General features: G+C 71.0%; 12 protein-coding genes. 9 read left to right on the plus strand and 3 right to left on the minus strand.

The features are described 5' to 3' along the window. Positions 1 to 41: 41 nt before the first annotated feature. The 3 genes from G407_RS0108395 to G407_RS0108405 all read right to left on the minus strand — a co-directional run bounded on the left by G407_RS0108395 (position 42) and on the right by G407_RS0108405 (position 4,397). Positions 42 to 2,936 (minus strand): EAL domain-containing protein, encoded by a 2,895-nt coding sequence (locus tag G407_RS0108395; protein ID WP_029030453.1) that lies wholly within the window; start codon positions 2,934 to 2,936, stop codon positions 42 to 44. A 213-nt stretch (positions 2,937 to 3,149) separates the two neighbouring features. Continuing rightward, positions 3,150 to 3,728 (minus strand): hypothetical protein, encoded by a 579-nt coding sequence (locus tag G407_RS26535; RefSeq protein ID WP_169728772.1) that lies wholly within the window; start codon positions 3,726 to 3,728, stop codon positions 3,150 to 3,152. 114 nt (positions 3,729 to 3,842) lie between these two features. Then, positions 3,843 to 4,397 (minus strand): invasion associated locus B family protein, encoded by a 555-nt coding sequence (locus G407_RS0108405; RefSeq protein ID WP_029030455.1) that lies wholly within the window; start codon positions 4,395 to 4,397, stop codon positions 3,843 to 3,845. 475 nt (positions 4,398 to 4,872) lie between these two features. Here G407_RS0108405 and coxB point away from each other — a divergent pair, with 475 nt between their 5' ends. The 9 genes from coxB (at position 4,873) to G407_RS26540 (ending at position 12,370) form a co-directional block, all read left to right on the plus strand. Further along, positions 4,873 to 5,754, plus strand: a complete 882-nt coding sequence (gene coxB / locus G407_RS0108410) for a cytochrome c oxidase subunit II (RefSeq protein WP_029030456.1) — start codon at positions 4,873 to 4,875, stop codon at positions 5,752 to 5,754. Between the two features lie 133 nt (positions 5,755 to 5,887). After that, positions 5,888 to 7,504, plus strand: a complete 1,617-nt coding sequence (ctaD, locus tag G407_RS0108415; RefSeq protein ID WP_029030457.1) for a cytochrome c oxidase subunit I — start codon at positions 5,888 to 5,890, stop codon at positions 7,502 to 7,504. 176 nt (positions 7,505 to 7,680) lie between these two features. Continuing rightward, positions 7,681 to 8,655, plus strand: a complete 975-nt coding sequence (locus tag G407_RS0108420) for a heme o synthase (protein ID WP_029030458.1) — start codon at positions 7,681 to 7,683, stop codon at positions 8,653 to 8,655. Beyond that, a complete protein-coding gene (locus tag G407_RS0108425) occupies positions 8,655 to 8,843 on the plus strand; it encodes a hypothetical protein (RefSeq protein WP_029030459.1) in 189 nt (62 codons plus the stop codon). The genes G407_RS0108420 and G407_RS0108425 overlap by 1 nt, the downstream gene beginning before the upstream one ends. A 19-nt stretch (positions 8,844 to 8,862) precedes the next feature. Next, entirely contained in the window at positions 8,863 to 9,510 is a 648-nt protein-coding gene (locus G407_RS0108430) for a cytochrome c oxidase assembly protein (protein WP_029030460.1), read from the plus strand. Positions 9,511 to 9,574: 64 nt separating this feature from the next. Then, entirely contained in the window at positions 9,575 to 10,420 is an 846-nt protein-coding gene (locus G407_RS0108435) for a cytochrome c oxidase subunit 3 (RefSeq protein WP_029030461.1), read from the plus strand. Between the two features lie 91 nt (positions 10,421 to 10,511). Beyond that, positions 10,512 to 10,889 (plus strand): DUF983 domain-containing protein, encoded by a 378-nt coding sequence (locus G407_RS0108440; RefSeq protein ID WP_029030462.1) that lies wholly within the window; start codon positions 10,512 to 10,514, stop codon positions 10,887 to 10,889. Between the two features lie 11 nt (positions 10,890 to 10,900). Continuing rightward, positions 10,901 to 11,671, plus strand: a complete 771-nt coding sequence (locus G407_RS0108445) for an SURF1 family cytochrome oxidase biogenesis protein (RefSeq protein WP_043539269.1) — start codon at positions 10,901 to 10,903, stop codon at positions 11,669 to 11,671. A 99-nt stretch (positions 11,672 to 11,770) separates the two neighbouring features. After that, positions 11,771 to 12,370, plus strand: a complete 600-nt coding sequence (locus tag G407_RS26540; protein ID WP_052341112.1) for an exonuclease domain-containing protein — start codon at positions 11,771 to 11,773, stop codon at positions 12,368 to 12,370. Positions 12,371 to 12,468: the final 98 nt, after the last annotated feature.

The following is a 12,468-nucleotide window of genomic DNA, read 5'->3' on the forward strand; positions in this document are numbered from 1 at the left end:
CAATATGGGCGGAGTCGCCGCGATGGGGAAGGGCCGCCGCCTCAGGCCGCCTCGGGCGTGGCGCCGACGAAGCGGCGGGCCTGGAGCGGGGTCATCGGGGCGCCGAAGACGGCGCCCTGGGCGTAGTCGCAGCCGAGGTCGGCGAGCGCGGTCGCCTCGTCCTCGGTCTCCGCCCCCTCCGCCACCACGTCCATGCCGAGCTCGCCGGCGAGCCGCACGATCGCCCGCAGGATCGAGGGGCGGCCGTTGCGGGCGAGGTCGCGCACGAAGGAGCGGTCGATCCGGATCGTGTCGAAGGGGAAGCGCTGCAGGTAGGCGAGCGAGGAATAGCCGGTGCCGAAATCGTCGAGCGAGAGCCCCGCGCCGAGGTCGCGCAGGCGCGCGAGCATCTGGGCCGCGTATTCCGGGTTCTCCATGACGAGGCTCTCGGCCAGCTCGAGCTTGAGCGAGCCCGGCAGCACGCCGGTGCGGGCGAGCACCGTCTTCACCTCGCCGAGGAAGTCCTGCCGCAGCAGCTGGCGCGAGGGCAGCCGCACGCTCGCGAAGATCGGCGGGTCGACGTCGAGCGCCGCCTGCCAGGCCGCGAGCTCCTGGGCGGCGCGCTCCAGGACGAAGCCGGCGAGGCTCGCGATCGTGCCGGTCTCCTCCGCGATGGGGACGAAGGTCGCCGGCGACAGGCGCCCGAGCCGCGGGTGATCCCAGCGCAGCTGCGCCTCGAAGCCCGCGACCGTGCGGTCCTCGAGCCGCACCACGGCGTGGAACTCGACCTTCATCTCGCCGCGCTCCAGCGCCCGGCGCAGGTCGGCGGCGAGCGTCAGCCGGTCGTCGCGCCCGGTCTGCATCGTCGGCTTGAAGATCTCGATGCGGTTGCCGCCCTGGCGCTTGGCGTGGGCGACGGCGATCTCCGCCTTGCGGATCACGTCCTCGCGGCGGGTGTCGGCGGTCTGGTCGTGCAGCGCGACCCCGATGGAGGCGGTGAGGAACATCTCGCGGTCGGCGTGGGTCACCGGCGTCGACAGCGCCCGGCGCATCATCTCGGCGAAGGCCATCACCCGCTCCGGATCGCGCTCGGACAGCAGGATCACCGCGAAGGCGTCGCCCGCCATACGCGCCAGCGTGTCCTGCGGGCGCAGCAGCCGCCCGAGGCGGCGCGCGAGGGTGAGCAGGATCGCGTCCCCGCCGGCGAGCCCCGCCGCCTCGTTGACCGCCTTGAAGCGGTCCAGGTCGACCATCAGCACGGCGGGCCGCAGCGTCGGGTCCTGCGCGGCGAAGGCGAGGGCGGCGTCGAGGCGGTCCTCGAAGAGCTGGCGGTTGGGCAGGCCGGTGAGGTTGTCGTGCACCGCGTCGACGAGCAGGCGCTCCTCCGAGGTCTTGTTCTCGGTGACGTCCGACAGCGTGCCGACGATGCGGATCGCCTCGCCGTCGGTGCCCACCACCGGGCGCGCCTTGAGGCGGAACCAGTGATACGTGCCCTGCGCCGCCCGAAGCCGGAAGTCCTGCGCGATGCGCCCGCGGCGCTGCTCGATGAGCGCGTCGAGGGCCGCGCCGGAGCGGTCCCGGTCGAACGGGTGAATCGCGTCGAGGAAGTCCCGCGCCGGGCCCGAGAGGGCGCCGCGGGAGAGGCCCAGCAGGGTCTCGACCTCGGGGGAGACATAGACGCGGTCGGAGACGACGTCCCAGTCGAACACGACGTCCCCGGAGCCGGAGAGCGCGAGCGCGCGCCGCTCCGCCTCGCTCGCCGAGCCGTGGGCGAGCGCCCCGCCGGAAAAGGCGTGCTGCATCACCGTGAAGCCGATCAGCATGACGATGAGCACGAGCCCGCCGATCAGCGCCGGCGCGACGAGGTCGCTCTCGAGCCGGCCGAGCACGGTGAAGCCCGCGGCCGTCACCCAGACGACGAGGAGCAACCAGGTCGGGATCAGCATCACCGCCCGGTCGTAGCCGTGGGTGGCGAGGTGCAGGACGAGGATGAAGCCGATGCCCGCCACCGCCGCGAGCGAGATCCGCGCCACGCCCGCCGCCACCGGCGGGTCGACCACGGCGAGCGCGACGAGGCCCGCGAGGAAGGCGAGCCAGAGCAGAGTCACGTGGCCGTAGCGCACGTGCCAGCGGTTGAGGTTGAGGTAGGCGAACAGGAAGACGAGCAGCGTCGCCGCCAGGATCGCCTCGGCGGCCGCGCGGTAGATTCGTTCCGCGTCCTCGGCGAGCGGGAACACGCGCTGGAAGAAGCCGAAGTCGATTCCCGCATAGGCGAGCACCGCCCAGGCCAGCGCCGCGGCCGCGGGGAAGATCAGCGCGCCCTTGACGACGAAGATCACGGTGAGGAACAGCGCGAGGAGCCCCGCGATGCCGATGATGATGCCCTTGTAGAGCGTCAGCCCGTTCTGCTTCTCGCGGTAGACCCCGCGCTCGAACAGGAGGAGCTTGGGCACGTCCGGCCCGCGCAGCTCGGCGACGAAGGTCACCGTCGTGCCGGGGTCGAGCGTGAGCAGGAAGAGGTCGGCGCCGGGCTCCTCCAGCCGGTCGGGGCGGATGCCCTGGCTCGCCGTGATGGCGGCGATGCGCGATGCGCCGAGATCGGGCCAGATCACGCCGGAGCCCGGCAGCAGGAAGTGCGGGGCGACGAGGAGGCGGTCGATCTGCTCGTCGCCGTCGTTGGTTAGCGCGAAGACGATCCAGTCCGGCCGGGTGCCGGCCTCGCGGGCTCGCACGGCGATGCGGCGCACGATGCCGTCCGCGCCCGGTGCCGTGGAGATCTGGATGACGTCGCCGTCGGAGCGGTAGCGCTCGATCGCCGGCGTGAGGTCGATGGCGGTGACGTCCCGGTTCACCCGCACGGCGTCGACCGCCGCGGCGGGCGCGCTCGCGCCGACGACGACCAGCAGCGCGGCCAGGACGGCGAGGACGAGGGCGAAAGCGGGACGGACGGCGCGCAACGCTCGATACTCTCCTGTGCCCGAGCGGGCGGGGGCTCGCCTGCGCCCGAGCGGCGGAGGCTCTGGCGTCGGCTCGGGGCGGGGCCGCCGCCGGGGCGCGGCCACGGTTCCCCTGGTTGGTAGAGCGGGCGGGCGGGACACGCAAGCACGCGGCGCCCGCGCCGGGTCCGGGGTGCGCCCGCTTTGCGGCCGGAATGGGGACGCGCGCGCCCCTCAGCCGTCGATGCCCACCTCGATGAGGAAGTTGTCCCCGACCGAGAGCGGGATCTCGAGCCCTTCCTCGACGAGCGTGAAGTCCGCGAGCGTCTGGCCGGCGGGAACGGTCACCGCCACACGCCGCGCGACGTCCTCGTAGACGGTCGACGGCGTGCGCACGCGGATGCGCACCGGCGCGGTGAAGCTGCCGGGGCCACCGGCGGGGCCGATCAGGACGCGGCCCTGCACGCCGAGCTTGATGCGGTTCTGCCCCTCGGGCGTCGAGACGCATTCGCGGGCGAGGTCGATGACCGCGATCTGGTAGCGCAGGTCCTGGTTGGAGCCGGAGCGCCCGCTACGATAGACGCGCTGCGCGGCCGAGCCCTGGATCACCTCCGGGCGCGGGCAGGGCGTCGGGTCCGAGCCGACGAAGTCCTCGAAGCTGGTCGCGACCGGCGCCTCGGCCGCGACCGGCTCCGCGCCGCCGCCGAAGATCCCCGCGAACGGGCCGCCTCCGCCGGAGACGGAGCTGCAGCCCGACAGGGCCAGGAGCGCGGCGAAACCCACGCTGGCAACGAGACCACGATGCGCCGACACGGTGGATGCCCCCCTCACGCGACCGAAGACGAACTCATTTGCCCCGAGTCTCTAGCCCCGTCGGGGCGGGGTGTCGATGGGGCGCGGCCGTGCCGTGCGCCGGTCGCGCGTCCATCATTGCGGCGCGACGTCGCTCGCCAGCGTCTCGAAGCCTTCCCCGAAGCCGTTCAGGGAGACGGGGATCCCGATCCCTTCCTCGGGCGTCTGGAAGATGATGAAGGTCGCCTGGCTGCCGCCCGAGAGGAGGTCGACGAGCGCGTCGTCCATGATCACCTCGGCGACGCAGCCCGTGGGCAGGCAGCGCACGAAGCCGGCCGAGCCGACGTCGACGTCGTCGACGCGCAGCCCCAGCCCCGCCGGGAGCAGCACGCCCAGCGGCGCGACGACGCGCAGGAGCTTCTGGTTGGTGTCCGCCGTGGACAGCACGATGACGAGGAGCGTCACGTTCGGCCGATCCTCGGCCGCGACGTTCTGCACGATGGCGCATTGCTCGGCCTGCGCGCCGGGGGGCGTCTCGCAGCGCTGCTGCCAGTCGCCGTACGTGCCCCGCACCGTGCCCTGAGCCGACGCCTGCGGCGCGAGCACCGCACTCCCCAGAAGAATGGCGACGAGACCTGCGACAAGGGCGCGCAGGGGCGCGCTCCGAAGGCCGCGCACCGGTGGGCGCATCCGGGGGTGCGCGCGCGGGCCGGAGAGGCGGTCGGGGAACGAGGCGCTCGGGACGGCGACGGCGCTGCCTGCCATGGACGGGTCCTTGATCTCGCTGCCGGCGCGGCGGCGCGCACGGCCTGAAGACACCTGCGGAGAACCGAATGTGTTCCCGCAGCCTCGCCCCTTCCCGAACACCGCCGCGACGCTTTGTCAAGGAAGCGGCCGCGGGGCCGTCCCGGATGGGGCCGCGCGTCGCGCGGCGCGACGACGCGCTGCCGTGGGCAGGGGAGGGTGGGCGCCCATCTTCCCGAGCGTCCGAGGCGAAAACGCGGCGAAAGTCGTGTCGGGCTGCGACGACGGAGGCGTTGCGTCCGTCACCCTATTGTGATTTTGACGTGGATCAAATCCACCGCGCATGCCAGCCGGTCCGCCGATTCCCCCGAGAGACGGGTGCGAGGCGCGCGGGAGGGCACGAGGAGCTTCGAGGTAGACGATGCGGATTGGTCAGTTCAGGTGCTTCACGGCGGCTCGCCGGACGCTCGCCGCGGCGCTCGCCGGCGCGACGGGTCTTTCGGCGTCGACCGGGGCGCTCGCGCAGGTCGGCCAGCCGGTCGACTGGCAGATCGCGATGCAGACGCCGGTGACGGCGACGGCGCAGAACATGTACGGCTTCCACACGGCTCTCGTGTGGATCATCACCGTCATCACGCTCTTCGTGGGCGCGCTGCTGCTGATCGTGATCCTGCGCTACAACGAGCGCAAGAACCCGACGCCTTCGAAGACGTCCCACAACACCATGATCGAGGTCGCCTGGACGGTGATCCCGATCCTGATCCTGGTGGGCATCGCCATCCCCTCCTTCCGCATCCTGCGCGAGCAGCTCGTGATCCCCGAGCCGGACGTGATCGTGAAGGCGACGGGGCACTCCTGGTACTGGTCCTACGAGTACCCGACCGACCAGGGCGGCTTCGTCTTCGATTCGCTGATGCTCGAGGACGACGAGGCGGCCGCCGCCGGCCTGCCGCGCCTGCTCGCCGTGGACAACGAGGTCGTCGTGCCGGTGAACAAGGTGGTGAAGCTCCAGGTCACCTCCGCGGACGTGCTCCACGCCTTCGCGCTGCCGTCCTTCGGGCTCAAGATCGACGCCGTGCCGGGTCGCCTCAACGAGACCTGGTTCGAGGCCGAGCGCGAGGGCGTCTACTACGGCCAGTGCTCGGAGCTGTGCGGCGCGCGCCACGCCTTCATGCCGATCGCGATCCGCGTGGTCTCGGAGGCCGAGTACGCCTCCTGGCTGGCGGAGGCGCAGACGCGCTTCGCCGCGACCGAGTACGGCGCGACCCGCGTCGCCGCCACGATCCAGGAGCCGGTGCGCTGAGCGCGCCGACCCGGCGGCCTTCCGGCGCGCAGGCGCCGACCCGATGAGTTCTCGGCGGCGCGCTCCCTTGGGCGCCGCCGGCGAGGTCAACATGCGAGACCGGCCCGTTCGGGGCCGAGAGGGTTAGGACGACATGGCTACCGCGACCCACGCCGCGCACGAGGGCGCGCACGACCATCCCACCGGATGGCGGCGCTGGATCTACTCCACGAACCACAAGGACATCGGCACGATGTACCTGATCTTCGCGTTCATCGCGGGTCTGGTCGGCGGTGCCCTCTCCATCGGGATTCGCCTGGAGCTCCAGGAGCCCGGGATGCAGTTCTTCACGAACCCGCAGACCTACAACGTGTTCGTGACCGGCCACGGCCTCATCATGGTGTTCTTCATGGTGATGCCCGCGCTCATCGGCGGCTTCGGCAACTGGTTCGTGCCGATCATGATCGGTGCGCCGGACATGGCGTTCCCGCGCATGAACAACATCTCCTTCTGGCTGACGGTCGCGGCCTTCTGCCTGCTGGTGCTCTCACTCTTCGTCGAGGGCGCGCCCGGCTCGCTCGGCTTCGGCGGCGGCTGGACGGTGTATCCGCCGCTGTCGACGATGGGTCACCCCGGCCCGGCGCTCGACTTCGCGATCCTGTCGCTGCACCTCGCGGGTGCCGCCTCGATCCTGGGCGCGATCAACTTCATCACCACGATCCTGAACATGCGCGCCCCGGGCATGACGCTGCACAAGATGCCGCTGTTCGCCTGGTCGATGCTGGTGACGGCGTTCCTGCTGCTGCTCGCGCTCCCGGTGCTGGCCGGCGCGATCACGATGCTGCTGACGGACCGCAACTTCGGCACGACCTTCTTCGACCCGGCCGGCGGCGGCGACCCGATCCTCTACCAGCACCTGTTCTGGTTCTTCGGGCACCCCGAAGTGTACATCATGATCCTGCCGGCCTTCGGGATCGTGTCGCACATCATCGCCACATTCTCGAGGAAGCCCATCTTCGGCTATCTCGGCATGGCCTACGCCATGGTCGCGATCGGCGTCGTCGGCTTCGTCGTGTGGGCGCACCACATGTACACCGTCGGCCTCTCGCTGCAGACGCAGGCCTACTTCGTCTTCGCGACGATGGTGATCGCGGTGCCGACCGGCATCAAGATCTTCTCCTGGATCGCGACGATGTGGGGCGGGTCGATCAAGTTCTCGGCCGCGATGCAGTGGGCCGTGGGCTTCATCTTCCTGTTCACCGTCGGCGGCGTGACGGGCGTCGTGCTCGCCAACGCCTCGATCGACCGCTACATGCACGACACCTACTACGTGGTGGCACACTTCCACTACGTGCTCTCCCTGGGCGCCGTGTTCATCATCTTCGCGGGCGTCTACTACTGGTTCCCGAAGATGACCGGCTACGTCATGCCGGAGTGGATCGGCAAGCTGCACTTCTGGATCGCCTTCATCGGCGCCAACGTGCTCTTCTTCCCGATGCACTTCCTCGGTCTCGCCGGCATGCCGCGCCGCTACGCCGACTATCCGGACGCGTTCGCCGGCTGGAACCTGGTGTCGTCGATCGGCTCGTACATCTTCGCCGTCGGGCTGCTGGTCTTCCTCTACGGGATCGTCGTGGCCTTCCGCCGCAAGGAAGTCGCCGCCGCCAATCCGTGGGGCGAGGGCGCGACGACGCTGGAGTGGACCCTGTCCTCCCCGCCGCCGTTCCACCAGTTCGAGGAGTTGCCGAAGATCGCGGACACGCGCCACTGATCCTTCGTCCGGCCGGGCGGCCTCGCGCCGCCCGGCCCCTCTCCGGAGCGTCGCCATGCGGCGCTGCGGGGAGGGGCCCCACCGGGTCCCGAGCCGCGATCCGCGCGCCAACCCGCGCGGATCGATCCCGTGATGCGGGGCCTTCGCCCCGAAGAGCAGAGACGACGCCCGATCTCATGACCGTGATGACCGACCACGCGCCTCAGGCGCGGCCCGCGCCCACCGCCATCGGCGGATCGACGGCGGAGGCCGGTGACTACTTGGCGCTGCTGAAGCCGCGGGTGATGTTCCTCGTCGTGTTCACGGCGCTCGTCGGCATGGTCGTCGTCGACAGCACGGTCCACCCGATCGTCGCCTTCGCGTCGCTGCTGGCGATCGCGGTCGGTGCCGGCGCGTCCGGCGCGCTCAACATGTGGTGGGACGCCGACATCGACGCGGTGATGACGCGCACGCGCAAGCGCCCGATCCCCGACGGACGCGTCGCGCCCGGCGAGGCGCTCGCCTTCGGGCTGACGCTCTCGATCGGCGCCGTGCTGACGCTCGGCCTCGTGGCGAACTGGCTCGCGGCCGGCTTCCTGGCCTTCACGATCTTCTTCTACGCCGTCGTCTACTCGATGTGGCTCAAGCGCGCGACGCCGCAGAACATCGTCATCGGCGGCGCCGCCGGCGCCTTCCCGCCGATGGTGGCGGACGCCGCGGTCACCGGCTCGCTCGGCATAGAGACGCTGGTCCTGTTCGCGATCATCTTCCTGTGGACGCCGCCGCACTTCTGGGCGCTCGCCCTCGTCAAGTCCGGCGACTACGCCCGCGCCGGCGTGCCGATGCTGCCCAACGTCGCCGGCCCCGACGAGACGCGCCGGCAGATCTGGCTCTACACGCTCGTGTTCGTGCCGGTAACGCTGGCGCCGATCCCGCTCGGCTTCGGCGGCCTGGTCTATACGGTGATCGGCGGCGCCACCGCGCTCGCGATGCTGGGGCTGACCTGGCGGGTCTACCGCGTCCGTGAGGGCGACGAGGCGGCCAAGGCGGCGCAGCGCCTGTTCGGCTTCACCATCCTGCACCTGTTCATCCTGTTCGCGGTGCTGCTCGCCGAGCACGGGCTCGGGCTCTTCCGCGCGGTCCCCGCCCTCGTGATCCCGGGATTCGCGTGATGGCGCGGGCCGGTGAGGACCACGACGCGGGCGAGGGGACGCCGGAGGAGCGCGAGGCGGAGGCGTTCCGCCGGCGCCGGCGCGGGCGCTCGATCGCGCTGGCGATCGCGCTCGCGGCCCTGGTGGCGCTGTTCTACGCCGTGACCATCGTCAAGATGGGCCCCGGCGTGCTCGACCGGCCGCTCTGAGACTGGAGGAGGCGACGCGATGACGGACACGACCGAGACGACGACCACGGACCAGTCCCGCGCCGTGCGCCGCACGGTGGTCACCTGCGTGAGCGTGGTCGCCGGCATGATCGGCCTCGCCTACGCCTCCGTGCCGCTCTACGATCTGTTCTGCCGCATCACCGGCTTCGGCGGCACGCCGATCGTCGGCACGGCGGAGGCGGGCACCGTGCTCGACGAGACGGTGAAGGTGCGGTTCGACGCCAACGTCTCGCGCGACCTCGGCTGGAAGTTCGCCGCGGAGGCGCCGCAGGTCGAGGTGCGCATCGGCGAGACGCAGACGGTGTTCTACCGCGTCTCGAACCCGACCGACGCGCCGCGTGCGGGCATCGCGACCTTCAACGTGACGCCGGCGGTCGTGGGGCAGTACTTCGTCAAGCTGCAGTGCTTCTGCTTCACCGAGAACACGCTCGCCGCCGGCGAGACGATGGACTCCGCGGTGATGTTCTACATCGACCCGGCGATCGTCGAGGACCCGGCCGCGCGGGACATCTCCACGATCACCTTGTCCTACACCTATTTTCCGTCCAAGAACGGCCTGCCGGAGGACGACCCGGCGGACCTGGACGGCGACACCCTCACCAACGCGACGGCGCCCATCCCCGAGGCAGCGCCGTCCGCCCTGTGAGCAACGACGCGGGACGTTCCCTTCCGGGGGGACGCGAGAGAAGGCACCGGAGACCTAGAGAGCCATGGCCGACGCCCACGCCAAGAAGCACGACTACCACCTCGTCGACCCGAGCCCGTGGCCGTTCATCGGCTCGGTCAGCGCCTTCGTCCTCGCGGTCGGGTTCATCACCTTCATCCGCGGCATGCCGATCGCCGGCCTCCAGGTCGGCGGGCTGATCTTCGGGCTCGGCCTGATCGGCGTCCTCTACACCATGGCCGGGTGGTGGATGGACGTGATCAAGGAGGCGCGCCAGGGTGACCACACCCGCGTGGTGCAGCTCCACCATCGCTACGGCATGATCATGTTCATCGCCTCCGAGGTGATGTTCTTCGTCGCCTGGTTCTGGGCCTATTTCGACGTGGCGCTGTTCCCGGCCGCCGAGAACCAGTTCCTGCGCACCGAGATCACCGGCGGCGCCTGGCCCCCCGCGGGGATCGAGACCTTCGACCCGTGGCACCTGCCGCTGTTCGGCACGCTCGTGCTGCTCACGTCGGGCACGACGATCACCTGGGCGCACCACGCGCTGCTCGAGGACGATCGCCAGGGCCTGAAGTGGGGCCTGTGGCTGACCGTCGCGCTGGGCCTGTTCTTCACCGCGCTGCAGATCTACGAGTACAGCCACGCCAATTTCGATTTCTCGGGCAACATCTACGGCGCGACGTTCTTCATGGCGACGGGCTTCCACGGGGCGCACGTCATCATCGGGACGATCTTCCTCGCCGTGTGCCTGTGGCGCGTCTATCTCGGCCACTTCACCACCAAGCAGCACCTCGGCTTCGAGTTCGCCGCCTGGTACTGGCACTTCGTCGACGTGGTCTGGCTGTTCCTGTTCGCCGCGATCTACGTCTACGGCTACGGCGGCCACTGAGGCGCGCCGCTGACATCCGCCGGGCGGGACCCCACATGAAGGGCGGCGGCAGCGCCGCCCTTCGTCGTTTCACGCAGGAGTACGCCAGGTCATGGCTTATCGCCCCGGTTCCGAGCCGCCCCCGATTCCCGCGGGGCTCAAGGGCCGCTGCCCGCGCTGCGGCGAGGGGCACATGTTCGACGGGTACCTGTCCGTTCGGCAGCGCTGCGAGGTCTGCGACCTCGACTACGGCTTCGCCGACGCCGCCGACGGGCCGGCCGTGTTCGTGATGTTCATCGTCGGCTTCCTGGTCGTGGGGCTCGCCTTGTGGCTGGAGTTCGCCTACACGCCGCCGGTGTGGGTGCACGTCGCGCTGTGGTTCCCGCTGACCGCGATCCTCAGCCTCGCCATCATCCGACCGCTCAAGGGCGTCATGATCGCGCTGCAATACCACCACAGGGCCGAGGAAGGCCGCCTGGAGAGCAAGTGAGGGAGAGGCCCGTGGCGGCTCGGACCCTGAGCGAGAACGAGAGCGCGCCGCCGCCCCGCTGGCGGTCGCTGATCATGGCGGGCGTGGCGACCCTCGTCTCGCTCGCCATCCTGATCGGGCTCGGCACCTGGCAGCTGCAGCGCCTCGCCTGGAAGGAGGGCGTCATCGCCCGGATCGAGGCGCGGGCCCACGGCGCGCCCGGGGAGATCCTGCCCGAGGCTCAGTGGGACACGTTCTCGCGCGACGAGCAGGAATACCGGCGCGTCGCGGTCACAGGCTCGTACCGCTTTGAGGACGAGGTCGCCGTGCACGGCCTGCTTCCGGGGGAGACGCGGGGGCAGCCGCTGCAGGGCTACTACCTGCTCACCCCGCTCGAGCTCGACACGGGCGCGGTCGTCGTCGTGAACCGCGGATTCGTGCCGACCCCTCTCGTCGACGAGGCGGCGCGGCCCGCCGGCGCGCTGACGGTGGAGGGGCTCGTGCGCGCCAGCGAGGAGCGCACGCCCTTCGTGCCCGAGAACGACCCGGAAGCCGGCCAGTGGTTCACGCGCGACCTCGCCGCGATCGCGGACGCGCGCGGGCTCGACCGGGTCGCGCCGTTCTACGTGGACGCCGTGCGCGACGAGAGCGCCGACACCGCCTGGCCCCGCGGCGGCGCCACCGTGCTCGAGCCGCCCAACAATCATCTGCAATACGCCTTCACCTGGTTCGGCCTCGCGGCGGTGCTCGTCGCGGTGTTCGGCGTCTTCTCCTGGAAGTGGCTGCAGGGACGCGCGACGTGACGGGCGTCCCCGTCGCGCCCGGCGTTCTTCCGCACTGGACCCGCGGCTCCCGCGCAGGCTAGGCAGGACGACGTCCGCCACGCGCGAGGGAGCCGATTCGTGGATTACTGCGTCCTCGACGTCGAGACGGCGAGCAGCGATTGCGGATCGATCTGCCAGATCGGCATCGTCCGGGTGGTCGACGGCGCGATCGTCGAGGAGCACGTCACGCTCGTCGATCCCTGTTGCACGTTCTCGCCGTTCAACATCCGCGTCCACGGCATCCGCGCGCAGGACGTCGCCGGCGCGCCGACCTTCCAGGCGCTTTACGCCGACCTGTGCGAGCGCCTCACCGGGCGGCTCGTGGTGCAGCAGGGCGGCTTCGACAAGACGGCGCTCGCCCGCGCCGCCGAGGCCTGCGGGTGCGCGGAGATCGACGCGCGCTGGATCAACAACGTCTCCGTCGCGCGCCGCGCCTGGCCCGGCCTGCCCGGCTACGGGCTCGCCAAGCTGGCCGCCCGGCTCGGCTTCTCCTTCCGCCACCACGACGCCCTGGAGGACGCCCGCGTCACCCAGGCGATCTTCGCCCGCGCCGTGGCCGAGACCGGCATCCCCCCGCACGACTGGCCGGCCCGCCTCGCAGCCCCGGTCCAGCGCAAGGCGCCCGCGCGGAAGCCGACGCCGGCGCAGCAGGCGAAGGCTGCGGCTGCGGCGGAGTGATGCTACCGTGAATCGCGCGTCGCTGCGGCCTGCCCACCGCACGACCACCCCTGCCCGGCTTTTGCTCACGCCCGCCGATTGACTTCCCGGGGGGCAGG

The sequence above is a fragment of the Salinarimonas rosea DSM 21201 genome, from assembly GCF_000429045.1.
Lineage (GTDB): Bacteria > Pseudomonadota > Alphaproteobacteria > Rhizobiales > Beijerinckiaceae > Salinarimonas > Salinarimonas rosea.

Coding starts and splice junctions, on each gene's coding strand:
- ctaD (WP_029030457.1), top strand. CDS start 5,888: ATGGCTACCGCGACCCACGCCGCGCACGAGGGCGCGCACGACCATCCC.
- coxB (WP_029030456.1), top strand. CDS start 4,873: ATGCGGATTGGTCAGTTCAGGTGCTTCACGGCGGCTCGCCGGACGCTC.
- G407_RS0108435 (WP_029030461.1), top strand. CDS start 9,575: ATGGCCGACGCCCACGCCAAGAAGCACGACTACCACCTCGTCGACCCG.
- G407_RS0108405 (WP_029030455.1), bottom strand. CDS start 4,397: ATGCGCCCACCGGTGCGCGGCCTTCGGAGCGCGCCCCTGCGCGCCCTT.
- G407_RS0108420 (WP_029030458.1), top strand. CDS start 7,681: ATGACCGTGATGACCGACCACGCGCCTCAGGCGCGGCCCGCGCCCACC.
- G407_RS0108430 (WP_029030460.1), top strand. CDS start 8,863: ATGACGGACACGACCGAGACGACGACCACGGACCAGTCCCGCGCCGTG.
- G407_RS0108440 (WP_029030462.1), top strand. CDS start 10,512: ATGGCTTATCGCCCCGGTTCCGAGCCGCCCCCGATTCCCGCGGGGCTC.
- G407_RS0108425 (WP_029030459.1), top strand. CDS start 8,655: ATGGCGCGGGCCGGTGAGGACCACGACGCGGGCGAGGGGACGCCGGAG.